The organism is Arthrobacter terrae (assembly GCF_015708085.1).
Lineage (GTDB): Bacteria > Actinomycetota > Actinomycetes > Actinomycetales > Micrococcaceae > Arthrobacter_M > Arthrobacter_M terrae.
Map to the genome: position 1 here is coordinate 129,584 of NZ_JADNYM010000001.1, position 26,453 is coordinate 156,036.

General features: G+C 66.2%; 20 protein-coding genes and 1 pseudogene. 19 read left to right on the top strand and 2 right to left on the bottom strand.

Features of this window, described 5'->3' with window-relative positions:
• Window positions 1-44: 44 nt before the first annotated feature.
• From IV500_RS00570 to IV500_RS00620, 11 genes are all read left to right on the top strand, one after another.
• Window positions 45-455, top strand: coding sequence for a GPW/gp25 family protein (locus IV500_RS00570; RefSeq protein WP_196394880.1), 411 nt, complete (start codon window positions 45-47; stop codon window positions 453-455).
• A gap of 7 nt (window positions 456-462) precedes the next feature.
• A complete protein-coding gene (locus IV500_RS00575) occupies window positions 463-2,664 on the top strand; it encodes a putative baseplate assembly protein (RefSeq protein ID WP_196394881.1) in 2,202 nt (733 codons plus the stop codon).
• Complete coding sequence (locus tag IV500_RS00580) at window positions 2,664-4,961, top strand: phage tail protein I (protein WP_196394882.1); 2,298 nt, start codon at window positions 2,664-2,666, stop codon at window positions 4,959-4,961. Before IV500_RS00575 ends, IV500_RS00580 begins: the two co-directional genes overlap by 1 nt.
• Window positions 4,958-7,087 carry a hypothetical protein gene (locus IV500_RS00585; RefSeq protein WP_196394883.1) on the top strand — a complete coding sequence of 710 codons (2,130 nt, stop codon included), beginning with the start codon at window positions 4,958-4,960 and terminating at the stop codon, window positions 7,085-7,087. The genes IV500_RS00580 and IV500_RS00585 overlap by 4 nt, the downstream gene beginning before the upstream one ends.
• Window positions 7,080-9,206: an ATP-binding protein gene (locus tag IV500_RS00590; protein WP_196394884.1), complete on the top strand. Its 2,127-nt coding sequence runs from the start codon at window positions 7,080-7,082 to the stop codon at window positions 9,204-9,206. Before IV500_RS00585 ends, IV500_RS00590 begins: the two co-directional genes overlap by 8 nt.
• Window positions 9,199-10,539: a hypothetical protein gene (locus tag IV500_RS00595; protein WP_196394885.1), complete on the top strand. Its 1,341-nt coding sequence runs from the start codon at window positions 9,199-9,201 to the stop codon at window positions 10,537-10,539. Before IV500_RS00590 ends, IV500_RS00595 begins: the two co-directional genes overlap by 8 nt.
• Window positions 10,536-12,248 (top strand): hypothetical protein, encoded by a 1,713-nt coding sequence (locus IV500_RS00600; RefSeq protein WP_196394886.1) that lies wholly within the window; start codon window positions 10,536-10,538, stop codon window positions 12,246-12,248. Before IV500_RS00595 ends, IV500_RS00600 begins: the two co-directional genes overlap by 4 nt.
• Window positions 12,249-12,250: 2 nt before the next feature.
• The gene (locus tag IV500_RS00605) at window positions 12,251-12,505 is read left to right on the top strand and encodes a hypothetical protein (RefSeq protein WP_196394887.1); all 255 of its coding nucleotides are present in this window, start codon (window positions 12,251-12,253) and stop codon (window positions 12,503-12,505) included.
• Window positions 12,506-12,592: 87 nt separating this feature from the next.
• A complete protein-coding gene (locus tag IV500_RS00610; protein ID WP_196394888.1) occupies window positions 12,593-13,090 on the top strand; it encodes a Gmad2 immunoglobulin-like domain-containing protein in 498 nt (165 codons plus the stop codon).
• A gap of 50 nt (window positions 13,091-13,140) precedes the next feature.
• On the top strand, window positions 13,141-14,220 hold the full coding sequence (locus tag IV500_RS00615) for a M4 family metallopeptidase (protein ID WP_196394889.1): 1,080 nt from the start codon (window positions 13,141-13,143) through the stop codon (window positions 14,218-14,220).
• Window positions 14,217-14,528 (top strand): protealysin inhibitor emfourin, encoded by a 312-nt coding sequence (locus tag IV500_RS00620; RefSeq protein ID WP_196394890.1) that lies wholly within the window; start codon window positions 14,217-14,219, stop codon window positions 14,526-14,528. The genes IV500_RS00615 and IV500_RS00620 overlap by 4 nt, the downstream gene beginning before the upstream one ends.
• Window positions 14,529-14,651: 123 nt before the next feature.
• Here the strand turns inward: IV500_RS00620 and IV500_RS00625 are convergent, their stop codons facing one another.
• A complete protein-coding gene (locus tag IV500_RS00625) occupies window positions 14,652-14,903 on the bottom strand; it encodes a hypothetical protein (protein ID WP_196395016.1) in 252 nt (83 codons plus the stop codon).
• 147 nt (window positions 14,904-15,050) lie between these two features.
• Here IV500_RS00625 and IV500_RS22055 point away from each other — a divergent pair, with 147 nt between their 5' ends.
• Entirely contained in the window at window positions 15,051-17,960 is a 2,910-nt protein-coding gene (locus tag IV500_RS22055) for a helix-turn-helix transcriptional regulator (RefSeq protein ID WP_196394891.1), read from the top strand.
• 268 nt (window positions 17,961-18,228) lie between these two features.
• Here IV500_RS22055 and IV500_RS00635 read toward each other — a convergent pair.
• Window positions 18,229-19,331: pseudogene (locus tag IV500_RS00635) on the bottom strand (transposase); the annotation flags it as partial.
• Window positions 19,332-19,936: 605 nt separating this feature from the next.
• Between IV500_RS00635 and IV500_RS00640 the strand changes: the two are divergent.
• The 7 genes from IV500_RS00640 (at window position 19,937) to IV500_RS00670 (ending at window position 26,383) form a co-directional block, all read left to right on the top strand.
• A complete protein-coding gene (locus IV500_RS00640) occupies window positions 19,937-20,404 on the top strand; it encodes a hypothetical protein (protein ID WP_230854292.1) in 468 nt (155 codons plus the stop codon).
• Window positions 20,401-21,063 carry a gluconate 2-dehydrogenase subunit 3 family protein gene (locus tag IV500_RS00645; protein WP_196394892.1) on the top strand — a complete coding sequence of 221 codons (663 nt, stop codon included), beginning with the start codon at window positions 20,401-20,403 and terminating at the stop codon, window positions 21,061-21,063. The genes IV500_RS00640 and IV500_RS00645 overlap by 4 nt, the downstream gene beginning before the upstream one ends.
• A complete protein-coding gene (locus IV500_RS00650) occupies window positions 21,060-22,736 on the top strand; it encodes a GMC family oxidoreductase (protein ID WP_196394893.1) in 1,677 nt (558 codons plus the stop codon). Before IV500_RS00645 ends, IV500_RS00650 begins: the two co-directional genes overlap by 4 nt.
• A 55-nt stretch (window positions 22,737-22,791) precedes the next feature.
• A complete protein-coding gene (locus IV500_RS00655; protein ID WP_196394894.1) occupies window positions 22,792-23,895 on the top strand; it encodes an enolase C-terminal domain-like protein in 1,104 nt (367 codons plus the stop codon).
• A 28-nt stretch (window positions 23,896-23,923) separates the two neighbouring features.
• Window positions 23,924-24,841: an aldose 1-epimerase family protein gene (locus IV500_RS00660; RefSeq protein WP_196394895.1), complete on the top strand. Its 918-nt coding sequence runs from the start codon at window positions 23,924-23,926 to the stop codon at window positions 24,839-24,841.
• A 160-nt stretch (window positions 24,842-25,001) separates the two neighbouring features.
• Complete coding sequence (locus IV500_RS00665) at window positions 25,002-26,012, top strand: SDR family oxidoreductase (protein WP_196394896.1); 1,011 nt, start codon at window positions 25,002-25,004, stop codon at window positions 26,010-26,012.
• Entirely contained in the window at window positions 26,009-26,383 is a 375-nt protein-coding gene (locus IV500_RS00670) for a hypothetical protein (protein WP_196394897.1), read from the top strand. Before IV500_RS00665 ends, IV500_RS00670 begins: the two co-directional genes overlap by 4 nt.
• Window positions 26,384-26,453 lie beyond the last annotated feature (70 nt).

The window sequence follows — 26,453 nt, forward strand, 5'->3', positions numbered from 1 at the left end:
GCATCCGCAACGCCGTCGTGACGCCTGCGCCGCAGCATAGACCCATGACGAACGGAGCAACTGCGGACATCGCGGACCAGTGGACCGGAGTGGGACTGCGCTTCCCGCTGCGCCCGGCCGTGGTGACGGGAGGCCTCGAGTACCTCGGTGGCATGGAACTGATCCGGGCGTCCATTGCCACCATTTTGGACACGCAACCCGGCGAGCGCATTATGGTCCCCTCCTTCGGCTGCGGGCTGCTGCGCTACCTGATGGAACCGAACACGCTGAGCACACGCACCTCGATGGAACAGGACATTATCTCCTCGCTCTCGCTGTGGGAGCCGCGGGTCCGGCTGGTGAACGTCGCGGTGACGCCCGGGGAGGATCCTTCCCTGGTATGGATAGAAATCTCCTACGTGCGTCTGGCCGATCTCCGGCCGGACAACCTGGTTTACCCGTTCTATTTGAAGTAGCGATCCGATGGCACTGATCAGCCCGATTCTGGACAACCGCTCCTACGAGCAACTGCGCGATGAGCTGATCCGCCGCATCCCGGTCTATGCGCCGGAGTGGACCAACCACAATGAGAGCGATCCGGGTATCGCGCTCGTGGAACTCTTCGCCTACCTCGGCGAGTCACTGCTGTACCGGTTCAACCAGATTCCCGACGCCGCCCGGATCGAGTTTCTGCGCATGCTGGGGGTCAGGCCCCGCCCGGCGCAATCGGCGCTGACGCTGCTGGCGGTATCAACCGAGCGCGCGGAGGGTGTCCAGATCCTGCAGGGTTCCGAGGCCGCTGCCGGGGCGGTGTCCTTCCAGACGCAGGACGAGGTGTACGCGTGGCCGCTGGACCTGGTGGCCGCGGGCAAGACGCCGGAGGATCCGGCGGACACAAAAACCGGTCATGACAGCAGCGAGGACGCGCTGGCACGGGCTAAGGCAAAGAAGGCGACGGCGCAGTTCTACCGCACCACAGTGGTTTCGGCGGATCCCTTGGCGGCGGACGCCGTCTCGGTGGATGTCAGCGCGCAGGCGGACCGGTCGCTGTGGATCGCGCTGCTGCGCAAGGACACCACGGACGTGGAGAAACTCGCCGGCCGGACGCTGTTCATCGGGGTCGCCTTCGATGAAACCATTGCGGAGCCGGTGCAGCTGGAGGCACTGAAAGCCGACGGCGCCGCGGCCTTCCGCTCGGACGGGCTCACCTCCAGCCCTCCCCCGATGCTCTGGCGGCTCTGGAACGGTCCGCCCAAGACGCCCGCGGGCAGCAAGGGCGGCGCAGGTGGCAAGGGGGGCAATGGCAGCCCGGGCGGAGCGGAAACGCCGGCCTTCCAGGAGCTTCAGGTCCTCGGTGATACCACCAAAGGCCTGGTGAGCAGCGGCGTTGTGAAGCTGGCACTGCCCGCCGGCCTGCCGACCGTCACTGCGCCGTCGTCGGGCGGTCAGGACAGCCCGCCGCCGCTGGAGGACACCAAACTCGCCCAGAACGTGATCGCGTGGATCCAGGTCTGCCGTCCGGAGAACGCCGACGCCAATGATTCCATTCATCGGGTCCGCTGGGTGGGCATCAACGCTGTTCAGGCCATCGCGTCGCGGACCGCTGCGGCGGAACTGCTGGGCAACGGGACAGGCGACGGCGACCAGCAGCTGCCGCTGAACCATCACCCGGTGGTGCCCGGCAGCATGGTGCTGGAGGTGGAGGAGCCCGCCGGCTGGACGTCCTGGCTGGAGGTGGAGAACTTCTCCGGCAGCGGTGCCGGAGACAGGCACTACCTGGTGGACTATGACCACGGCTCGGTATCCTTCGGGCGGGCCCGGGTGCCACAGATCGGTGAGCGCATCCGGGTGCTTGCCTACCAGTACGGCGGCGGGTCGGCCGGCAATGTCGCGGCAGGGGCCGTGTCCGCGCTGCCGGGCACGGCCGGGGTGAAGGTGGCCAATCCGCTGCCGGCCGCGGGCGGCGCCGACGGCGTGCGCATCGACGAGGCGATGGATGCGATCCCCGCAGAGGTGCACCGCCACGACCGCGCGGTGATCGGCGCTGACTTCCGGGACCTTGCGCTGCAGGTGTCCGGCGTGCAGCGGGCCGAAACGCTGCCGCTGCTGCACCCGGACAATCCGACCGTACCTGCGGCGGGTGTGGTGAGCGTGATGGTCTTCCCGGAGTTTGACCTGAGGAACCCGGCGGCCCCGATGCCGGATCTTGGCCTGCTGCGCCGGGTGGCCCGCTATCTGGACGCCCGTCGCCTGGTCACCACGGAGCTTTACGTGATTCCGCCGGAGTACGTGCGGATCAGCGTTTCCGTTGGCGTCCAGGTCCGCGCCGGTTACCAGGTGGACGCCGTCCGCCGCTGGGTGGAGCTGATCCTGCGCCAATACCTCGCACCGCTTCCCCCCTACGGGCCCGACGGCGGCGGCTGGCCGCTGGGCCGGACCATCCGCCGGGCGGAGCTTGAGGCTATCGCAGTCCAGGTGGAAGGCGTCGAATACCTGGAGGATCTGCTGCTGGCCTCCCCGGACGCACCGCGGACGGAGCAGCCGCGCATCGATCTGTTGCCGTGGCAGCTGCCGGAGCTGGCGGCCATCACGGTCGTGTCCGGCACACCGCTGCCGGTGGGCACCGAGTACGCTCCCGCCCCGGCACCGAAAGTCCCGGTGCCTCTACCCCCGGAGGTGTGCTGATGTACGGGGACCGTTCGCTTAGTCTGCTGGTCCAGCCGGACCAGTGGGCCCGCTGCGCCCACTCCCATACCGCGCTGCTGCCCGGCGGCGGCGTCGTTCTGGACTGGGCGGAGGACGCCGCGGAACCGGCCACGGATTATTGCCCGGCCACGGCATGCCGGCAAGCCGCAACAGAGCACGCCGAATCCGGCGGCTGCGGATCAGCGCACACCGAACCACCGCACACCGAACCGGCCGGACTCGCCTTTGACCGCTGGTGCCGGGCCTACCGCTCCCGGCCGGCCGAGGGAAGAGTCGACGTCTACGATGCGGACAGCGCATCGGAGAACACACCGGCTGCTTCCCCCTGCGCCGGCGTGCTGGGCCACCCCGCCGGTCTGGCCGTGGACCGGGCGCAGCGTCTGTATGTGGTGGAACCGGCCACCCGCTCGGTGCTGGTGGTGGATCTTTGGGCCCAGCGGCTGCTGCGGCGGGTGCCGATGGGACGCCGCCGGCCGGTGGATGCTGCGCCGGACTGCGGCCGGGTTGCGGTGCTGCTGCACCATCCGGATTCCCTGGTCTTCCTTGAGGGCCGTCGCTCCCCCCGCCCCGGCCCGGCGCTGATTAATCCGGGCTGCCGCACCGGTCTGGTCCCGGACAGGCTGGCCGCCGGCCTGCTGGTGCTGTGGCGCGGCGGCGGCCACGGCGTCATCGCGTCCCCGGACGGCACGGTACAGCTGGAGGTGGACGGCGCCACCGCCATCGCCAGCACTGCGCAGGGACTGCTGGTGGTCGCCCGGGCGCCCGGTCTGTCGTTCCGGCGGTTCCAGCACGACGACGACGGCTGGCTGGAGCTCGAGCCTGCGTCCGCGCCGGCTTTTGACGGCGGTGCCGTGGCCGTCTCGCCGGCGGGTCGCATCGTCTTTACCACCCCGGCGGGCTTCGCCACCACCGCGGGTTCCGCGGCCCGGCACGAACCGGATGGCACGGTGGTGACCTACCGGCTGGACAGCGGCCGTTACCGCACCCGGTGGGGCCGGGTATTTTTGGATGCCTGCATGCCGGCCGGGACCAACACGACCCTGCGCTTCCTGACCAGCGACGACGAGGATGTACTCGATCCACTGGAAGCATCCGCACCGGGCCGCGGCGCCCGCACCGTCCCGCACCCGGAGCTGACTCCGCCGCTGCCATCGCAGAGCCTGCTGGCCGCGGTGGAGCGGAACAGCACTCTTTTCCGGCGGCCGACGGGACGCGAACAGCCGTGGCAGCAGATCTCCCCGGAGGACGGTTTCGAAACCTATGAATCCCAGGTCAATGCGGCACCGGGCAGGTATTTGTGGCTGGAAATGCACCTGGCCGGCACCGTGCAGACCAGCCCGCGGATCCGTGCCGTCCGGATCGAACGGCCCGGTCACCAACTGCTGAGCAGTCTGCCCCGTGCCTGGTCCCGGGACGACGGGGACACGGACTTCATGCACCGTTTCCTGGCACCGCTGGAGGGGACCCTGTATGAGCTGGACTGGCGGGCGGCCGAGCGGGCCATCCTGCTGGACCCGCACACCACTCCCCAGGAGGCACTGCCTTGGCTGGCCGGCTTTGCCGGACTCGTCCTGGACCGCCGCTGGCCCGAACCTGCCCGCCGCTCCCTGATTGCCGAGGCCTACCGCCTATTTGCCCGGCGTGGCACCCGCGCCGCCCTGATCCGGATCCTCGAACTCTATCTGGGCAGGGCCCCGGTGATCATCGAGGCGTGGCAGCTGCGCGGTCTCGGTGGCATGGTGCTGGGGAATCCACCGGCCGGCCCGCCCGCGCCCGCGGTCGGCGGAAACGCCCGGGCCACCGGCATGCTGGGCCGCTTCTCAATCGGCGGGTCCGCTCCCGCGGCATCCACTATGTCCGCTACGTCCGCTGGGTCCGGGACCCCAACCGTCCCCGCCCTGGACAACTCCTCCACCGGCAGCGTGCCGCCTTCGTCGCGCCGTGCCAACGTACAGGATTCCTTCCAGCTCGCCGCGCACCGCTTCACACTGCTGATCCCCGGCGAACTTACCCCGGAGCAGCGCCAGGTAGTGCATGGAATCGCCGAAGTGCACCGCCCCGCCCACACGATGTATGAGCTCTGCGAACTCGGAGCCGGCATGCGGGTGGGGCAGCGGCTGCACGTGAGCCTGACCTCGTTCGTCGGTCCGGACGCCCGTTGGGCGCCCGCTGTGCTGGGCCGGTTCCGCGTTGGCGGCGACGGCGTCGTCGGTACGCACGCCACGGGTTCCCGGCTGGGCGAGACCTCGAGAGCGGGGCAGGTGAGGGTCGGATGACCGAGCTGTTCATCGGCACGCTGAGTGCTACCGCCGCGGCAGGGAACTACGACGACGACGGCTCCGTTGCGGGCGCCGGGAACCTGCCGTCGCGGATGCAGGACATGCTGGCCCATCTTGGGGACCGTCGGCTCGAGGAGATAATGGGGACGGCGGACTTTCCCGACGGTGAATGGTGCCTGCGCCGTTTGGACCTCCGTGTGGGGCTGGATCCAGCGCGGCCAGGACCGGTGCTGGAAACCCAATGGGCGCAGGCCGTGGTGCAGGAACTGAGCCAGCGGATCGGCTCTGGCTCCGACGACGTGCTGCACTTCCCGCGGATCACCGACGCGTTCAATGATCTGGCGGCGTCACTGGCCGCCGGACGGACGGACCATGCCTGGGCTTGGCGGCAGCTCGGGCTGCTGCTGCCCGAGGACCCGGATCCGGCCGGCGCGCCGGGACCGGCGCTGCTGGCCGTGCTGCGGCGCCGGCCGGAACAGGCCCTGTCCGCCATAGTTACGACGGTAGAGACGAACGGTGCCGCACCGCTGCACCGTCTGCTTGCCGGACGAGGCTGGTTTGATCTGGCGGTCATCGTCGCAGCAGCGGCTGGAGCGCCATGGCCAGCCGCCGCGATTGAATCATTGCTCTTCACCGCGACAGGCACCACGGGTAATGGCACCGCGGGAAGGGACACTCCGGGAACTTCAGGCGCCGGCGGGGCCGGCCGCCGTGGTCCTAACGCGGCCCGAGGTACCGAGGTACCGCGCCCCGATCACAGTAGAGGTGCGGCCGGGACAACGTCCGGTTCCGGCCATCCGGTCCCGTTTCCGGTACCCCGATCCGAGCAAGTAGCGGACGCACAGACGGTGGACGCACAGAGCGCTGAGGCGCGGCAGGCCGGCTCACAACTTGAGGAGGCTCAGAGGGCTACCGCAGGGCTGGCGGAGGCACAGGCGCTTGGTCTCGCCCGGTGCTCGCGGTTGGCGGGGGCCATGCTCCGAAGCGGGCTCCGGCCGGACATCCCGACCGCCGCGGCGTGGGCGCTGCTTGCCGCGGCCGAGGCGGACCCCGGATTGCTGCGCCGACCGGACGCAGCTGAAATCCTCCGGTCGCTGGCATCGCGCTTCCTGGCCCCCGCCACTGCTGGCCAGGGTCTCGGCGGCACCTCCCGTGCCGGGCCCGCGGCCGGACCCATCGGCGCGGCCTCTGGAACGGGGCAATACGCCGTCAGCCGCACCGACACCGGGGGTGCCGGCCACAGGGGTGCCGATGTCAGGGCGGCTGAACCCGGGAGCACCGAATCCCCGGGCACGGGTGCCTACGATCTGCGGACGTCCGCCCGCGGCAACACCCCGCTGTCCGATAAGCCCGGGCGCGACGTTCCCGGCGCGGAAGCCGACCTTCGCGGCAGCGCAGCCGACGCCGGTTCGGCCGGCATCAACGGCACTGCCGGCATCAACGGCACGACCGACGGGACAGCAGCCGAGGGCCCAGCAGCCGCCGGTGCGGGTCAGGCCGCGACAGACGAGGACCGCACGGATTCCCCGGCTGAAGCCAGCAGTCCGACGCTCTGGGCGGGGCTGCCGTTTCTGCTCGCCACCGCCGGCGATGCCGGCTTCCCGGACCTGCTGCTTGCCGATTCGGCCCTGGCAGCGCGGCCCCTGCGATGGATCATCCACCGGCTTGGACAGCTGCTGGTCCCGGCGGCGCCGGAGGACCCGGCGGTCATGGCGCTCGCCGGGCTGACGCCCACCGCTGAAGCGCCCGATGGTGACCGGCACGCAACGGCAGAGGCGGCCTCCGCCGCGAGCGTCATGACCTTGGAGCAACACGACTCGATGCGCCATACCTCGGACAGCCACGGCGAGGAGCAGCAGGCCTTGGAGCAGCAGGCCTTGGAGTACTATGCCGCGCGCTGGGCGGAGGCCACCGCAGGCAGGCTTGGGCGTGCGCACCATGACCCCTTCGACGTCATCGCAGAGATCGCGTTTCGCCGCGGCGAGGTCCTGGCGCAGACCGGCTGGATCGAAATGCATCTGAGTCTGCGCGATGTCGACGTGGATGTGCGCCGCGCCGGCCTGGACATCGACCCGGGCTGGATCCCGTGGCTGGGAGTGGTGGTGCGCTTTGTCTATGAGTGAGCTGATTTCGCCGACGGAAACCGCGGCAACGGAAACCGCGGCAACGGAATCCGTACGGGCGTCCAGGGCATCACGGCATGCAGGCCCGGAGGCTGCCGCGGCCCCTTGGACGGTTATCAGCGCGGATCTGACATCGCGCACCGCCCGGATCGCACGCGATGTCGCTGCCGTGCTGGAGCTGCATGGCAGTGCCGGCTCGGGCGCTGCCGAGGCGGCGGACTTCTTCCGTAGTTGGGCCGACAGCACCTCGACGCAGCTGGACCTGGTGGATGCACCGCTTGATGCTCTCGCCGCACGGTTCGCTCTGACGCCGCCGGAGCTCGACCTGCTGCTGCTGGCGGGCCTGCCGGAGGAGCACGAGGGAATTGCAGCGACCTTCCGCGGCCTGCATCCGCAGGGCGAACCCCGTCCCACCGCCGGGCTCGCGGCACTCATCCTGACCAACACCTTACTGTCGGCCGGGGCCGCGGTTCCCGGTGATGCTGCTTGCGATATTGCTGCTCCCGATCATGCAGGCGCTGGTTCCGCTGCTGCGGTGGACGCACGGCCGGCGCTGCGCCGGCTGCTCAGCAGCGGGGAAGCGGTCCGCCATGGGCTGCTCCGGCTGGCCGGAAACGGCACCCTTTTCGAACGGTCGCTCATTGCCGCGGACAGTCTATGGGAGGCCCTGCACGGTCACGACGCGTGGCCCGATGGGCTCCCGCGTGTGGAAACTGGCACCGTCCCGCCCGGATTGGGCTGCTGGCTGACCGGCCCCGGTGTCCGCCGCGCGGTCGCCGCCCTGCAGTCGGACGCCGGCTGCAGCATCCTGGTAACCGGTGCGCATGAAAGCATCATGCTCAGCCGCGCTCTCGCCGTCGCCGATGCTGCCGGCAGATCGATTGTCGCCGGCAGGGTCACGGCCGGGGATACTGCAGGCATTGCACTGCTGGCCGCGCACGCGGCCCTGCGCGGCGCGGTACCGCTGCTGGTTCTCGCCGCCGTCGGGCAATCGGAGCCGGATCTGCTGGCTGTGGGGGACGTTCCCGGGCCGGTGCTGATCTGTTCCGCCAGCACCTCCGTTCGTGCCGCCGGCGGCCGCCCGATGCTGGCGCTCGATGCCGGCCCGGTAGGTGCCCGGGACCAGCAGTCCGCGTGGGCCGCCGCCCTGCCGCACCTGTCCGGGCAGTCCGCAGGCATCGCCGCCCGGCATCCGCTGGACCCGGCCCTGATCGCCGAACTCGCCGTCGACGTCCTCGCCCAGGGCAGCCAACCGGAGCTGGCGGAGATCACCGCCCTGATCCGCGCGCGGGCCGGCCTCACGCTGCCCCCGGGAGTGCAGCTGCTCAGCCCGACGGTGCCGTGGAACCATCTGGTGCTGCCACCAGAAGGGGCCTGGCAGCTGCGCGATGCGGTGTCGCGGCTGGATTACCAGTCGGTGGTGCTCGAGGACTGGGAATTGCGGGGCCGGGCACATGCCACCGGCGGAACCCGGATGCTGTTCACGGGGCCGCCGGGCACCGGCAAGTCCCTCGCCGCCCACGCCGTCGCTACCGCGGCCGCCACCGATCTGCTGCTCGTAGACGTTTCCCGGCTGGTGTCCAAATGGCTCGGCGAAACCGAGAAGCATCTCGCCGCGGCCTTTGACGCAGCCGAACGCACCCAGGCCGTCCTGCTGCTGGATGAGGCGGACGCGCTCTTTGGCACCCGGACCGAAATCTCCGACGCCAACGACCGCTACGCCAATCTGGAGACCGCCTACCTGCTCCAGCGGCTGGACAGTTTCGACGGTCTGGTCATCCTCACCACCAACCTGCGCTCGAACATCGACGCCGCCTTCATCCGCCGGATGGACTTTGTGGTGGAATTCCCGGTCCCGGATGCGGACGGCCGGGCGGAGCTGTGGTCACGGCATCTGCCCCTCGCCGCGGTCGCAGGGGACATAGACCTGGCGGCGCTTGCCCGGCTCTATCCGGTGCCCGGCGGCTGGATCCGCAACGCGGCAATTGCCGCCGCGTACGTGGCGGCCGCCGGGGAAGATTTGATCAGCCAGGCGCATCTGGTGGCTGCCATGAAGCGGGAATATGCGAAGGCCGCGCTTCGCTTTCCCGGCGAACCTCCGAGGAGACGAAATGACTAAGACAGAGTCCATAGCGACCGACGGCCCCGCCTGCGGCTGTGCTTCCTGCGCGGCGGCGGACGTGCCGGCCAATCCCTTCGTCGCCCTGCGGGTCGCGTACGGCATGCTGCTGGGCGAGGACGATTTCGATGCCCTGATGGCCAATCCGCGCGGCAAGCTGATGCTGCACCAGGCTTGGCTGCATGGCGCCGGAGTGGTGCACGGCCTCGACGTCCGCCGGGATGGAACCCGGAATCTGAAGGTCCTTCCCGGTCTTGCGGTGGACGGCGCCGGCCGCGAGCTGTACCAGGACTGCACGGTTACCCTGGACGTACGTCAGCTGCTCGACGCTGCCGGTTTGAAAGACTCCGCGGATTGCTCGACGGAAACCGTTGATGCCTATCTGGTCGCTGCCTTTTCCGCCTGTCCCTCGGCCGCCGTTCCGGTTCTGGCGGACCCGTGTGATGTCACGCGTAAACACGACGAGTTCTCCCGGATCCGGGAACAGGTCACGTACAGTCTGCGCACCAAGCCCGGTCCCGCGGCGGTGTACGGGTACCATCGGGTCCGGGTGCTGCTGGGTCTGGAACCGGTGCTGAACGACGACGGCGCCGGGCGTGAAGCGCTCGCCGCCCGTAAGCGGGCCGCCGGTGTAGCACCGGAGCAGCGCGCCGGGGCACTGCTGGCCGAGTTCCGGCAGCTGGCGGCCAGGGATGAGATCGAGCTGGAGCCAGCGCAACAAGCCGGGGACTGCTATCCCACCCTCTTCCCCGCGGAGGTGGACGAGGCAGGCGTGGTGCTGGCCGCCGTCATCGTCAGCATCCGCGACGCCGACGGCGCGGCAGAGGTCACCGTGGAAGTGCCGGACACCTCGGTACGGAACGTGTTGCTGCCCGCCGGCGTCATCCAGGAACTGGTGTGCGGGCTGGCTCCGGGATTGATCGGCACCGCCGTGACCCTCGACGGCGGCGGCCCGCGCGTCACCGGTGAGGCCGAGCTGAGCGAGCAGGGGCGCCGCCTGAGCTTCGCCGTCACCGCCGATGTTCTTCCGGCGTCCCTGCGCCGGGCCATCGTGATCACCTCCTTGTCCGAACGCGGCTGGGTCGAGGAAGATATCGACACCGTCCGATATGAGCCGAATGAACACCGCGTCATCATTGAACTCGCAGACCGGCCCATCAACGACCTGGTCCGTCTGATCGTCCGCGGCACGGGCCCGACACCCGTCTATGGCGAGGATCCCCGAGTGCCGCTGGCCGGCAGGGTGGGCGGACCGCCCGGCACGGCGGAGAGCGGCCATGACGCCGTACTGACCTTTTCCAATCCTCTTCTCGACAGGAGGGCCGGCTCATGACTGGCATGATTGAGGAGCCCGGCAGCACACCCGGTCCCACCGTACCCGGGGACGTTACCCGGCTGAATCCCAAGGACGGCCTGTTCCTGCGTGGTGAGCACCTCGACGCCATCCAAAGCTACGCCCGCGAGCTGGCTCAGATGATTGGAACCGGCGCGGGCAGCGGCGTCGTCTACGGGTACACCGTCAGCCTGGACGGAGAGAATCTACGGGTTGAACCGGGGTTGGCAATCGACCCGCAGGGCCGGCCGCTGCGCTCAAACGCCGAGGCAGTGCTGCAATTGAAGGACCCCCCTGCCTTGGACAGCAGCGGCAACGGCTTCCTGGTAGTGGAGGTGGGACCGGCCGAGTGGCCCTCCGGGCACGAGAAGGTCTACGGCGAGGTCTGCGGTGACGGCTGTTCCGGTTCCGGCTCCGCGATCCAGCCATGGATTGGCGAGGGCATCACCGTTGAACTGGTGGCGCGCAGCCTTGAAGGGCTCAGCACGGCAAGCTCGGTTCTGCGGCGCAACCGGCTGGCCTCCTTATATTTCGATCAGGAGCGCAGAAACGGCCACCCGTGGCTGCAGCCGGACGGTGGTCAGCCGGTTATCCCGGTCACCGGCTGGAACTGGAATGCCGGAACGCCGGCGGCGCAGCCAGCTCATGTGCCGATCGCGGCCTTACTGGCGGTGGACGGAAAATGGGTGCTGGATGTCTGGACTGCCCGGCGGGACATGGATGGACCACCGGCCAAAAACGTCTGGCAAAACCGGCTGTCGATGCGGCCGTGGAGCATCTTCATGGCCCAGGTCCTGCAGTTCCAGGCGCAGCTGGCCGCCCACGCGGCCGAGCTGGCCCAGTTGGACTTTGATGCCGAAGCCTTTAAGACGTTCGAACCCCTGCGGGAACTGTCCCTGCGCCTGAAGCTGACCCGTACCCAGGAGGCGGCTCTCGGGAAGGACTTCCTGGAAAAGGTGGCCAAGGCCGCCAAGGCCCTCCCGCTGACAGCTGTCAAGACCGGCAAATCCCTGCGTGCCATGGGCTTTGAAGAGCTCCCGCCGGCTGGCTACCTGCCCATTCCCAAGGCCGCTCCCAACGTCGAATCCGCCGTCCGGCTGCTGCTGGGCAATCGGCTGGACTACCGATTCCGCTCCTGCAGCGCCGACTACGTGGCCGTGGCCGTGGACGAGTCCCAGCACCGCGACCGGATCCCGTTGACGGAAGCCAAGCACCAGCCGGAGGTGGACATTCTCGTCCCGCAACCGCCGGCGGATGGACCGGACTACGGGTGGGTGGCATTCGTGCACCGGAGCTGCTGCGAGGTCAAGGAAATACCGCCGGCGGCCGAACCCGTGGACGTCTACTTCAGGAGATTCGAAGGCGGTCCGGGCCAACTACCGACAATTTACGGGAACCAGAAGCTCGAGGGCGACCCGGCCGCGGAACTGTTGTACCCGCCGTCGGACTGGGCCTTCCCCGGCAACAACTACAAAGTAGTTAACCTGTTCACCGACTTCCTGACAAGCCAAGCACTCGAACCGGCGCAATACAACGTCTACATGGTTGGCCTAGCCGCCGAAAGCCGGCTTCCGCTCATCGCCGTGCGGGCTTCCCTGCTGGCGGCGTCCCTCGATTCCGGATTGTTGGCCCCTGTCTTCAGCTTCACCCGGGCTGCGGGCCAGCGGGAGGCAATCGTTATCGCCGTCGAACAGATACGGGGGAATTGACGGTGCTGTATCTACAAGGATCGCGCTCGAAAACCGGGGTCTGCATCGTCCGGGTGGAGACCCAACCAGAGAGCCTCCTGATCGCCGTCTCTGCCCGGCGCGACGTTGACAGCAACCTGCACTCCGCGTTCGAGGAGCGGCCACGGTACTTCACGGAACCGGACGCCGCTCTCGCGGTCATCGTGCAGTTCCTGTATTCCTTTCAAGGGTCCGACCCGGCCGCACATGGGTCAGCCGGCAAGCCGGCCGGGAAATGAAACAACGTTCATCCAACCTCATGCCCGCCCCTTGCCTCTGGAAGCGAACAGGAGCATCCTAAGGTGACCTAGACGAGGAGGGCCACCATGGCGCCACGATTGATTGAGGTCCGTCAACCGCGTCAGGATGACCTGGTCGGAAACGAATTCGTGATCGCCGGCTTCGGCACCGGGTTCGAGGCAGTCGTCCTCTGGCGCGTCCTCGACGGCGACGGTCAACCCATCGGTGAAGGCAATATCCAGGGCGCCGGCTCCATGGGAGTCATCCGGGACTTCGGAAACACGGTGGTGCTGGAAAATACACCGGCCCGTGGCGAACACGTGACGCTGCAGGTCTTCGGCGACGATCCGTCCGGCATCCGCCCACCCGGGCCCGACCTCAATATAGTACGTGTCACGCTATTCACTTCGTTGCAGGGCTTCAAACTCTATGAGGTCAAAAGTGGTGACAACCTCACCAAGATCGCGCAGCAGGAAGGCCAGAACACCACTGCCAACGACATCTTTGAGGCAAATCGGGACCGCATAACGAACCCGAATGTCATCTTCGCCGGACAGGTTTTGCGGATCCCACTGATCGCATAAACACCGGCTTCGAACGCTTCATCGATTCGATAAAACAGAAGGGGATCATCATGTTAGCGAACCTTCAAAACCACTGCTGCGGTATTGCTCCACCGGATCTGCTCGCCCGGCTTGCCATCGAGGGTGATATACACCAGCGGGAGGCGGCAGTCCGGGCCTTGGCCACTTCCGCGGCCATCCGCTCGCAGCGGGCCGTGTTGGGCCACCTCGATCGCCAACTGAATCTGAATATCGGAAAGATGATCGGCTTCTCAGTCACGCCGGACCGCCGGCTGACCGTCTACGACAACCAGAAGAAGGGCAGGCCCTTCCTCCCCGGTGTCCGCATGCGGGGATGGGGAGAACCGCCTGCCGAGGATCAGGCGGTGAACCAGGCCTACGATGGCAGCTCGGCAACCTATGAGTTCTACCGTGATGTCCTGCAGCGCAATTCCCTGGATGGATCGGGGATGGAACTCGTTTCCTCCGTCCACTACGGTGTTGCTTTTGATAATGCCTTCTGGGATGGCGCTCAGATGGTCTACGGTGACGGGAGCGGCCGGATCTTCCAGATCGGTGGTCTGACCCGGGCCGTGGACGTTATTGCCCACGAACTGACGCACGGTGTCACGGAGCAGACGGCCGGGCTCGTTTACAGTAAACAGTCCGGGGCGCTGAATGAGTCGTTTTCGGACGTCTTTGGCTCACTTGTCAAGCAGTACAGCCTGAAACAGACGGCTGCCGAGGCCGACTGGCTGATCGGCGCGGGAATTCTGGTTCCCCAGCTGGGTGCGGCCCTGCGCTCGATGAGCAAACCCGGCACGGCGTACACAGGAGACCGGCAACCCGGACACATGGACGACTACGTGGATCTGCCGGATAACAACGACCCCCGCAACGACAATGGCGGGGTACATATTAACTCGGGAATCCCCAACCACGCTTTCTATCTGGCGGCAACGGCACTCGGCGGTTCGGCCTGGGAGAAGGCCGGAAAAATCTGGTACACGACGCTGACCAAACATCTGCACCCCAACACGCAATTCAGCGAGGCTGCGCTGGCCACCGTCGCCGTGGCCGGCGAGCTGTTCAGTTCCACGGCACAAACAGCCGTCCGGAATGCCTGGCTGGAGGTCGGGGTTCTTTCATGAAGCTGACCGTCCGCCGCGGAGGTGGCATCGCGGGCATCGTCGCCCGGACCGAGCTCGACGCGAATGTGTTGCCGCCCCCTGATGCGGCGGTCTTTACTGCTGAGATCAACCGGGCGCGGATGCGGGAGCTGCCCGATCCTCCCGCCACGAGCGGCCGGCCGGATGCACAGCTCTACGAAATTTCCCTGGAGGAGACCGGACTGCTGTTCAGCCGCCACTACACCGACGACTCGCTGCCCGAGGACGTGCGCACGCTCCTGGCCTGGGTTGATGGGCGCCCGGAGCGCATCGAATCCATCGAACAGTAGACATTTTGACGTCACATTGCCGGGTTCCTGCCGGGCCGTGATTACGGGCCGCCTTTTTGCGATCCGCCCACCACTGGGCTTCCGTGGTGGGCGGAAGGCCCTGCGGTGGGCGTGTCGGCCGGCTCAGCTCTCTGGTATCCAGACCGGTGCTGGGACCCCGGCTCCGGTGTGAATGTCGCAGCGGAACAGCTGGGTGCCGATCCGGGTGAGCGAACAATACGGCGCGTTCATTGCCGGCGCCTGCCCAACCGCTGGTCCGGGGTCCTGTTGGGCGAATGCCGGCGCGGGTACGACGGCGGTAATAAGCAGGGCGGTGACGGCAAGTGCCGTCCACCGCGGCGCGTGCTGTGAAACATACCGATGATGAACATTCATGGTCTTGCCTTTCAATCGCTGTGAACCTGATATCTCCACTCTGCTCCCGGTGCCGGCCCCTATACATCGGGGATTCCCCCTTAGAAATTCACTGATTACCCTGAGATTTCACCGGCACTCCGGCCGCAGGGGTGCGAAACTTAGGATGTGGCCGAACCCTTAGAGGCGATTGGTCCGGACTTCGTTGGGCGGGCGAAGGAACTGGGCGCAATCGGCGCGTTCCTGGACCGCGCCGCTGCCGGCGCGGCGGGCGCACTTGTGGTCTACGGTGATGCGGGCGTGGGGAAAACGGCACTGGTGCAGCGCGCCTGCAATTCCGGTGGATCCGAAGCCTGGATCTTCGCCGGAGCCTGCCTGCCCTTAGCGTCGATGACGGTCCCGTTTCTTGCGCTGCGATCGGCTTTCCGCGGAGCACCCCGGATCGATGGCGTCGCGCACCCGTCGCTGCGGACATCCGGCGGCGCACCCCACGATGTTCCGGTCATGATTGACCGCTGGCTTGAGGAGCTCTGCCTGATCCGTCCGGTGGTGCTGGTAATCGATGACCTGCAGTGGGCGGATCAAAGCACCTTGGATGTGCTGATGTATCTCATCGCGGGACCGGCCGACCGGCGCCTGGCTGTGGTAGCCACCATGCGCAGGGGCGAGGTCGGCGAAGGCCACCCGCTGCAGCGTTGGCTTGCCGACATCCGGCGCCTGCCACGGATCCTGTGGATCATGCTTGGCCCCCTTGACCGATTGGACACGGAGAGCCAGCTCACCAATCTGCTCGGTACTCCCCCACACCGGTCCCTTGTGCATGAAATCTTCACGCACACTGCAGGCAACGCTTACCTCAATGACCTTCTCGTTGCGGGCCTTCAACCGGACACGCGCCACCTGCCGGCGCAACTTCCGTCAGATTTGAAAGCCGCGATCCTTCGGTCATGGCGCGGACTGACCCCCGCAACCCGGGAGCTCACTCAGATCATGGCCGTCGGGGGCAGGCCAATCCGCGCTCAGGACCTTGCCGCCGTCGCCCCGGACGCCGCAATGCCCGGCGGCGTCCTGGCGATGCTCCGCGAGGCAGCGGACACAGGGACTGTGGATGTTTCTCCGGCGGGAACATATTGGTTCCACCATCCACTGATCGCCGAGGCCCTCGAGCAGGGACTGTCCACGGACGAGCGCCAGCGCTGGCATGCAGCGTTTGCAGCGCACTACGAGCACCAGCTGGCAGGCGAGCTAACACCGGATTTCGAGTCAATGGTGGCGGTGGCTGACCATCACCACCACGCCGGCCATACTGATGACGCCTATCGGTGGGCCCTGCGCGCTGCCGCCTCCGCAGGCGCAGTGGGCGGGGTTACCGAAATGCTCCGCTTACTTCGGCGGGCCGTTGAGTTGCGTGGCAGCCTACCGGCCGCGGACGAAAACCGGCAGGACTTGTGGTCCCGACTGCGGATCGCAGCTGAAAAGACGGGATCCCATGAGGAGGAACTGGAGGCAGTTGAGGCGCTATTGGCCGGCATCGACGTAGCCACCGGGCCACTGGATGCATCCGAACTGCTGGTTCGGCGCACACACCTGCTTTTTTCCACGGGGCGTGCGTTCATGGCAACCAAAGACATGCGCGAGGCAGTCCGGCTGGCCGCCACCGAACCCACAAGCTGGCAGTACGCCCTCGCGCTGGCTGAACTGGCCCACGCAGGTCTGTGGCATAAGGATCCCGACGCCCAAAGCCACGCCGACCATGCGCTCGCCGTGGCCCGGGCGGCCGGCAACCCGCGTGCGCTGTCCTATGCCCTGTCGGCAAACGCCATGGCCGCAGTCTTCGCCGGGCGCACCGGAGAGGCGCTGGACTTTGCCACCGAAGCGTTGGCTGCAGCAGTTCAAGCGCGCGATTACTGGGCCTTCGTCCATGCGGCGCTATGGCAGGGAAACGCACAGGAAACCTGGACGAGCGAGCTGTATGCCAACCTGTTGCGGGCCGGCAGGCAGAAACTTGCTGAACTCGGAGCGCCGCACGGGTACATCGCGAAGCTGGCCGCCGACGAAGCCGGCAGTTACCTCGCAATCGGTCGCTGGCGGGAGTGCCAGCAGGCACTTCGGATAGCGCTAGGCTCCGATCCTGGCACGATGGGCGACGTCGGCGCCCGGCTGACCGCCGCCCGTCTTGCCTCATGGCAAGGCCGGCACCCCGAGGCGCAGGCACATCTCGCGCGCGCGGAAGAGCTGTACGCCCAAAAGTCCGAGTTTCTTAACCTTGATTTCGATGCCATCCGCGCCGAGGTGTACGTAGCGGCCGGCAACCCGGAGGTGGCTTACGACGCTGCGATGACGGGGGCCACATCAGCGGGTACACCGCCAACAATGTGCGAATGGCTGGTCCCGCTCGCAGCGCGTGCCCTCGCTGACAGGATCCAACTGGCCAGAGACGCCGGCAAACCCACCGCCGTGCTCATGGCACTCGTAGATCGCTTAGTGCAGCGGTTCCCTGCCGCGATCCCGGACTTTAGCGGCCGCACCGAAGTATATGAGCGGCAGATCACCGCGTTCAACCTGCTGTACGCAGCTGAAGTGGGCCGTGCCAGACTAAGCGCCGGCAACGGCTTGGAGTGGGGCCGGGCGGCCGATGCCTGCCAGACGGCGTCACTGCTTTGGGAGGCGGCATACGCCTGCTGGCGCGCTGCGGAATCATTACTTTTGCGCGGACACACGCAACGTGGGCCGGCCGCAGCGTACCTCCGCCTCGGCGTGGCTCTCGCCGGAGACCTCCAGGCAGGACCAATCCAGGCGCTGCTGATAGAGCTCGCTGGCCGTGCCCGGATCCCGATTACCGAACCAGTCGGTGGAACGCCGCAGGCCGCGCGCCAGGAGCTGCCCGGGCTGACGACGCGCGAGCGGGAAATCCTTGCATATGTCATCGCCGGTCGCACCTACGGTGAAATTGCCCGTGGCCTGGTGATCAGCGAGAAGACAGTCAGCTCGCATATCTCGAACCTGCTGCGTAAGACTGGAGCCGCCAATCGGTTGGATCTTTCCCGTCTCGCGACCCGACGGCCAGCAGATTCATAGATGTCGTTTCAACGAAACTGATGGTGCCCCCGCATAGACAACGAGACCCCGCAGCAACATGTTCGAGTAACGCGTCACGAAGGGCGGCGCTAAGCCTGTATCCACCGATCGGGTTGGGGGTTTGGCTGAAGTCTGATTTTTGTCGAATTTGTGTTTCTGGGCGGGCGGTAGCGGCTGGCCTCGCTGCCGTTGGTGTTCCACGTTTGGGTTCAGGGTTACGCCGGGGTTGGCTGTTTGGGCGCGTTCTATGCTGCCTATGGCGGGGCGGGGTGGCGATGAAGAGTTGCTGCCACGCGGTTTGCCAGGGCCATGACGCGGGCAGGTGGAGCTGAATTCTGCGGGCGCTGGAAGCGATCCGTGCCGGGACGTTGATGAGTTTACGCCGGATGGTCCCGGTCCTTGCCTTCGCGAAGGGCCCTTCAGTAAGAACCCCGGCGGTGCGCGTGAGGTTGTAGGCCATGACCGCCGCGACCAGCCAGGCAGAGTTCGCCGCGAAGTTCCCGGAGGGCAGATGGGCGAGGGCACGGTCCTTCATGTCGGCATTGACCTGCTCGATGATGGCATGTTTCCGGTGGGTTTTATCCGCTGCGACCGTCTTCAGTGTGTGCGCTGAGACCGTGGTGAAGAACGCGTGGAAGCGGTGCGTATCGAACAACGCGGGCTGGCCTTCGGTGGCTTTCGGGTTCAGCTCGGGGACACGGCGCACGACCAGGCGTACGGTCACGCAGACCCTGGCCCCCCGGCCCCGCCGGCCAGGGCGGCTGCCAGGGCGGCGTGGCCGTAGTAGGCCGAATCAAAGGCGACACACCACCTCCCCGGCGGTCCCGGTGCGTTTGAGGGTGGCCAGGGCATCGGTGACGAACCCCTTCGCGCCGCGGGCTGAGTTCGTCCCGCCCTTGCGCAGGCGCTGGGCCAGGATCACCGGCGCGGTGTCTTTGGTGGAGGCCATGGCCAGCAGCGCGTTCAGGCCCCGGACTCCGCAGTACCCGTAGCCTGAGCCCTGCTTGCCGTACCCGTGGACCTCCACGATGGTGTCATCGACATCGACGAACACGAAGTCTTCTCCGATTGGCGCACCGAACAGGGGTACCCGGCGTCCCAGGTTAGTCAGGAAGCGCGAGGCGCCCGCGTCGAGTTGGCGCACAGGCCCGAACGTGAACGTGCGCAGGAACGACCCCGGCGTCGAGGGAGCATAACAGCCCTTGAAGACCTTCTTCATCCCGCCGTGGCGCAACAAGCCCATGTCCTCAATGCTGTCAGCGCCGGCGACCAGGGCCGCGACCTTCAACCCGGCGTTGGCTCCCTTGTCCGTGGGCACCGAGAGCCATTCATCGGCCAGCTCGTGCAGGCCCCGTCCCGGGCCAACCGCATCACTGGCACCAGTCCGGTCGGTGACACGAGGTTCGCCTCACGCCCTGCAGCCCCTTCCACGCGGCAGCACTTCGGGATGCAGGCCTAAAACTTTTGTGTGGCTTGGAACACTAAATTCCGCCGATCCAGCACCACGGCGGGACCGTACCCCCGGCCTCCGCATTGGCCAAGGAAGCCTCCCGCTGTTGGTCAGGCCTGCGATTCCCGACTGCGCTGATTTGGTTATCGCTGACCTGGCGCGGTCCAATGTCCGCAGTTCAGGGAACCGCCGAGGGCAGTTGATTCGGCGGACCGGAACGGCGTAGATTTTTTAGTGGGAGGCTTTTATGCCATCCGCGGAGGGCCTGATTCCGTTGGGTTGCTGTTCCCGACGGCGGGTACCGCCGCTGCAAAAAGACGTCAATTTGTGGCTGTTACTTGTCGGGGAACCACGATTCTGGCGGTGGAAAGGAGTGCATCCGGGTTTTCGACCCTACTGCGTCGGGGTGAAAAGGGGCAGACTGTAGACAGTGGCAGGTTACCCCACAGATTATTGAGCACAAGGGTTAGTGAGTACAGAAGGGTTTATTGAGCACAGAGGGGTTATTAGGCACAGAGGAGTAGCAATGATCACACTTAGACGCAACAAATTGGCCCAGGATGCTGTGTATGGCATCGACCGGATGGTGCGCAACGTCGAGACCGGAAGGTTCGAACGCAGTCTCGCCGGGTTAAGCGCCGTAGGTGCCCTGGTAACGGCTGCAGAGATTTATTTCGAGCACGACAGCGCAAGCTTCGGCAACAAGCTGATGTGGATCCCGGTTGCGCTTGGACCCGTAGGTGCGGCGGCTGGGGTGGCAGGCTTTTTCAGCCACCGGATGGCCAAGACCGCCCTTCCGCTGGCGTCCGCGGTCATCGTAGCGAACGGCCTGCAGGGCACATATCTGCACGCCCGCGGCATTCATCAAAAGCCCGGTGGTTTTAAGAATTTCCGATACAACATGGAAATGGGTCCGCCGCTGATGGCGCCGCTGCTGGTGACCATGGTTGGTGGCATGGGCCTCCTGGCCGCGCTTCTGAGGCGGGAGAAATGAGCGGCCTTCCGTTGGATCCGTCAGCCGGAGGCGGCCGGTTCCCCGGATTCGATGTGATGGCCCAGTCCAAGCATTGGGATGAGGTGACCACCTCCGTTGTGGTTTCGCGGCTGGGCATGCCGCCGGACATCAGGTTCTTTCGCGGAACCGAGGAAGCGACAGCGAGTGCCCTCTGCGACCAGCTGCTCGACCAAAAAAACCCGCCCCGGGTGCCGGTGGTAAACATGGTCGACGCGCGCCTGGCGGATGAGCAGACGGACGGCTGGCACTACGACGGAATGGCCCCCGACGGCCAGTCATGGCGCGATTCCCTCGCCGCTCTGGACGAAGACGCCATGGTCCACAGCGGCTGCCCCTTCGCCGAGGCTCCCTGGGACGCCCAGTCGGCGATTTTGCAGGCGGTGCTGGACCTTGGGTCCAAGCCGTGGCATGGAACCCCCGCCGCACGGATCTGGAGTCTGTGGACCCGGTACGCGTGCACCGCCTTCTACTCACACCCGTGGGCCTGGGACGAGATTGGGTTCCCGGGCCCGGCATATCCGCGCGGCTATAAAAATCTCGGTGTCAACGAACCTGGGGGAAAAAACAACAGACTTGAGCCGTTCGAGGTCGCCGACGCCCGGCCGGCCCAGGATCCGCTCCGGAAGGGAAACTCATGAACTCCGTGCGCGACCGTAACGAATCAGCGTGGCTGCTTCCCGCGGGACCCGGCATCAACCACCGCCTGCGCGCAGATATGCGTCACTTCGATGACGAGGAGGAGGTCGACGTCGTCATTGTCGGTTGCGGTGCGGGCGGGTCGACTATGGCGCAGCGGCTGGCCCGGGCCGGCTGGAGCGTAGTGGCGATGGATGCCGGCCCGTTTTGGGATCCGGAAACGGATTGGGTCTCTGACGAGGCCGGTTCGCACCATTTGTATTGGACGGAACCGCGCGTCATCGGCGGGGCGGATCCGGTGCCCTTGGGATCCAACAATTCCGGCCGCGGCGTCGGTGGTTCGATGGTCCATTACGCCGGCTATGCCCCGCGGTTCCACCCCAGCGACTTCCGCATCCACAGCGCCGACGGAGTCGGCACCGACTGGCCCATCGAGTACACCGATCTCAAACCGTATTACACCGAGATCGAAGAAGAGCTGCCGGTATCCGGCCAGGATTGGCCGTGGGGTGACCCGCACTCCTATTCATACAGTCCTAACCCGGTATCCGGCAACGGCGATATGTTCCTGCGCGGCGCCTTGGCCTGCGGCATCACTGCCAAAGTGGGACCGGTAGCCATCGCCAACGGCCGCTTCGGTAATAGGCCGCACTGCATCTACCGCGGTTTCTGCCTGCAGGGGTGCAAGGTCAATGCAAAGGCCTCGCCGCTGATCACCCACATTCCGGACGCTCTGGCCCATGGGGCCGAGGTCCGCGCGGACTCGATGGTGACCCGGATTGAGGTGGACGAACGCACCGGAAAAGCCACCGGCGTGCACTACAACCGGCGCGGAAGCCAGCGTTTCCAGCGTGCCCGGATGGTCGTCGTCGCCGGTTATTCCATTGAGACGCCCCGGCTGCTGCTCAACTCCGCGTCGGCGCGGTTCCCCGACGGCCTATGCAACGACTTCGATCTGGTGGGCCGCTATCTGATGGTTCAGGGCGCACCGCAGACGGCCGGCCGTTTCGATGCCGAGGTGCGGATGTACAAGGCTCCACCACCGGAAGTCAGCACCGAAGAGTTCTACGAGACGGATCCGACGAAGCCTTACAAGCGCGGTTTTTCCATCCAGACGGTATCTCCGCTGCCGATCACCTGGGCAGAGCATGTGGCCGCGCAGGGTCACTGGGGCGCGGGGTTGCGCCAGTATATGAGCGACTATGTGCACTGGTCCTGTCTGGGCGCACTATGCGAGTTTCTGCCGCTGCCTGAAAACCGCGTGATCTTGTCCAGTGAGAAGGACCGCCATGGTCTGCCGGTGGCGCAGTTCAACTATTCCCAGTGCGACAACGACAAGGCGCTGATGAGGGCAGCCCAATCCGTGATGGAAGATATCCTGCACGGCGCGGGGGCGGACGAGGTGATCACCATTGACCGATACGCCCACCTGGTCGGCGGTGCGCGGATGGGCGCCGACGAACACAGCGGCGTGGTCGACGGCGACTGCCGGAGCTTTGCCGTGCCGAACCTGTACATCACTGATGGAAGCGTGCTGCCCACCGAGGGCAGCGCAAACCCGGCGCTGACGATCATGGCCGTCGCGGCACGCGCCGCAGACCGGCTCACGGCCGGCGGCTCAGGAAGCCCTGCCGACCGGATCCCCGTCCCCGTCCGGCGAGGTGCTACCGGATAACCACCAAGCGCCGCAGCCACGGCGCCCCGACTATCTGTACGGAAGGCTGACGGGAATGATTGATCCACTGGTCGACTCGGTCGACGTTGGCGTGTACACAATTCCCACCGATGCACCGGAGGCGGACGGCACCATCGCCTGGGATTCCACCACCATGATTCTGGTGCGGATTACCTCCGGTGACACCACCGGCATGGGTTGGACCTATGGTGCCGCCGCCTGCGGACAGGTGGTCAGCGGCGTTCTCTCACCGATCATCACTGGCCGCAGTGCGCTTGATATTGGTGGCTGTTGGGAGGCGATGATCAAGGCTGTGCGCAATAGCGGCCGGCAAGGCGCAGTCGGCTACGCCATCTCCGCAGTGGATATTGCGCTGTGGGACCTCAAAGCAAGGCTGCTGGATCTGCCGCTGACCCGGCTGCTGGGGGCCGTCCGTGAGAGTGTTCCGGTCTATGGCAGTGGCGGCTTCACCACTTACACGCCGGAACAGCTGGCGGGTCAGCTCGGCGGCTGGGCCCATGAGCAGCAAATCCCCCGGGTCAAGATCAAAATCGGCGAATCCTGGGGTGCAGATGCTGGTCGGGACCTTTCAAGAATGCAGCAGGCCCGGCGGGTGATCGGCGACGACGTTGAACTCTTCGTCGATGCCAATGGCGCCTACACCCGCAAACAAGCCATCCGGGTGATGAAGGCCGCCGCGGACCTTGACGTGCATTGGTTTGAGGAACCTGTATCCTCGGACGATCTGGCAGGACTGCGGGAAATCCGCGACGCCGTCTGCGCGGACGTGACGGCCGGGGAATACGGCTTCGACATCTACTACTTCCAGCGCATGTGCCAGGCGAAAGCGGTGGACTGCCTGCAGATCGATGCCTCCCGCTGCGGCGGGATCACCGATTGGATCCGCGCGGCCGCCGTCGCTGCCTCCCACGGGCTCGACGTTTCCGGTCATTGTGGCCCGCACCTGCACGCGCATGTCGCCGCGGCGACACCGAACCTGCGGCACCTGGAATGGTTCCACGACCATGTACGGATCGAATCAATGTTTTTCGACGGCACGCTGGACCCGCAGGGCGGCGTGGTCACTCCGGACACGTCAGCCCCCGGCAACGGCTTGACCCTGCGCAGCAGCGACATCGGGGGATTCCGGGTCAAATAACCGTCCACAACGAGTTTGGAGCAGAAAAATGCACAGAGCACCATCGGGAAACCAATACGAGCTCCGCCATGGCGAGCAGGTTGTCGCCATTACCGAGGTAGGTGCCGGACTGCGGTCCTACCTGGCTGGGGATCGTCCGGTCATCGACGGTTACCCCGTGACGCAACGGTGCACGGGGGCACGGGGGCACTCACTGATTCCGTGGCCTAATCGGATCAAAGCCGGAAAATACAGCTGGGACGGCATCGAACGCCAGCTCAATCTCACCGAACCTGCCGTCGACGGCGCTATCCACGGGCTCACCCGCTGGGCGTCGTGGCAATTGCTCGAACGCGATGAAAACCATGCCTCCTTCGGGCACGTTCTCTACGCCTGCCCGGGCTGGCCATGGGTCCTTGAGTGCCGAATCGATTACGAATTATCTGATGCGGGCCTGTCCGTCCGCACCACCGCAACCAACATCGGCGACGGTGCCTGTCCGTACGGTGCGGGAGCCCACCCGTACCTGAGCGTTGGAACGGAGACGATCGACAGCGCTAAGGCATGCGTACCAGGGTCGGTGTATCTTCCCGTGGACGACATCGGCATCCCCACCGGCCGGGAGCCGGTCGAGGGCACGCACTACGATCTGCGCACCGAACAGTTGCTCGGTGCGAGAAAGATCGACGTGACCTACACAGACCTGGACCGCGACGCAGATGGCATGGCCCGGGTCAGGCTTTCGGCCCCTGATGGAGCCGCGGTGTCGCTCTGGGCCGACGACGGCTACCCCTATCTGGAGATCTTTACCGGGGATGCTCTGCCCCAGCCGGATCGGCGGCGCACCGGTCTGGGCGTCGAGCCTATGACCTGCGCCCCCAATGCATTCAATTCCGGCGAGGGACTGATCACCCTGGAGCCGGGGCAGCAGCACAGCGCATGCTGGGGCATCGACCCATACGCGTAGGAGAGTCTTCTACGCCCAAATTCGGCGGAAGTAATGGCGATCGGCACCCGGGTAACGAGCTCCTTGGCTGCCGATACGCGCAGTACATCCAGCTGTCCGGCCACGCCGGACTCCAATATCCCTCATCGCCGGCAAAGTGCCGGCAGAAAGAAGGTATCCAATGAGTACCACGCAGGTAGTTGTGATCACCGGAGCAAGTGCGGGCATCGGCCGGGCGACCGCGCAGGCGTTCGGAAAGAGGGGCGCCAAAATAGGGCTGCTGGCGCGCGGCCAGGCCGGGCTGGACGGCGCGAAGAAAGACGTGGAGGACGCCGGCGGCCAGGCTCTGGCCATCCCCACGGATGTCTCCGACTACGATCAGGTTGAAGCGGCCGCCGCAGCAGTCGAAGAGGCCTTCGGCCCGATAGATGTCTGGATTAACGTTGCGTTCACCTCGGTTTTCGCACCCTTCATTGACATTAAGCCGAAGGAGTTTAAACGCGTTACAGAGGTCGCTTATCTTGGCTTCGTCTACGGGACCCATGTCGCACTCTCGCGGATGATCCCCCGCGGCCGCGGCACGATCGTTCAGGTCGGATCCGCCTTGGGGTCGCGGAGTATTCCACTGCAATCGGCCTACTGCGGAGCGAAACATGCCGTCGATGGATTCACCTCCACGATCCGCACCGAGCTGCTGCATGAAAAGTCCAACGTGCACATCACCATTGCCCAGATGCCGGCAGTGAACACGCCACAGTTCTCCTGGGTGCTCTCGCGGCTTCCGAATCATCCGCAGCCGGTGCCGCCGATCTACCAGCCCGAGGTCGCGGCCCGTGGGGTGGTGTTTGCGGCCGACCACCCCAAGCGCAAGCAGTACTGGGTCGGAGCGTCAACGGTGGGCACCATCTTCGCCAATAAGTTTGCCGCACCGCTGCTGGACCGCTACCTGGCCAAGACCGGTTATCAGTCCCAGCAAACCAACGAAAAAGCTAAAGCCGACGCCCCTTACAACCTGTGGGAACCGGTCGACGGCGGCGACGGCCATGATCATGGCGCACACGGCGTCTTCGACTCGAAGGCACACTCCATTGCGCCGCAGCTGTGGTTCTCGCACCATGTCCGGCTGGCAACCGGCGGGGCTTTCGTCGGATTGGGTCTGGCGGTGCTGGGAGTGCGGCGGTTATTGCGATGATCCCCGCCGGCAATGGATCCCCGGCCGCCGCTGCCGGTGGGACAGCGCCTGGGTTGAGGGGACCGGACCAGTGCGGCCCCAACGCAGATATCGCCCGGATCCGCGCCCGGCTTATGCACGGCTTCGGCCCGGGTGCGGATCCGGAAACCATCAAGGCGTTGACGCGTGACCGACCGGTGCTCGCCGGGCAGCCCACGGTGGTCGGATTGGAGCAGCTGGAGCAGCAGACTCTGCTGGCGCGCGGTCCTGCCGGTGGAAAACTCATCCGGCTGATCCGGATTGGCCGCAGCGGCACGCTGCTGCTGGGTCTTGCAGCCGGTCTTGCTGCGGAGCTGGTCGAAATCGCACGCCAACGGCGCAGAACACCGTAGGCGCGGCTTCACACCGCTTAGCACCCCCGCTGCCGGACGAATTCTCCGTTGAACTGTTGGATACGACGAC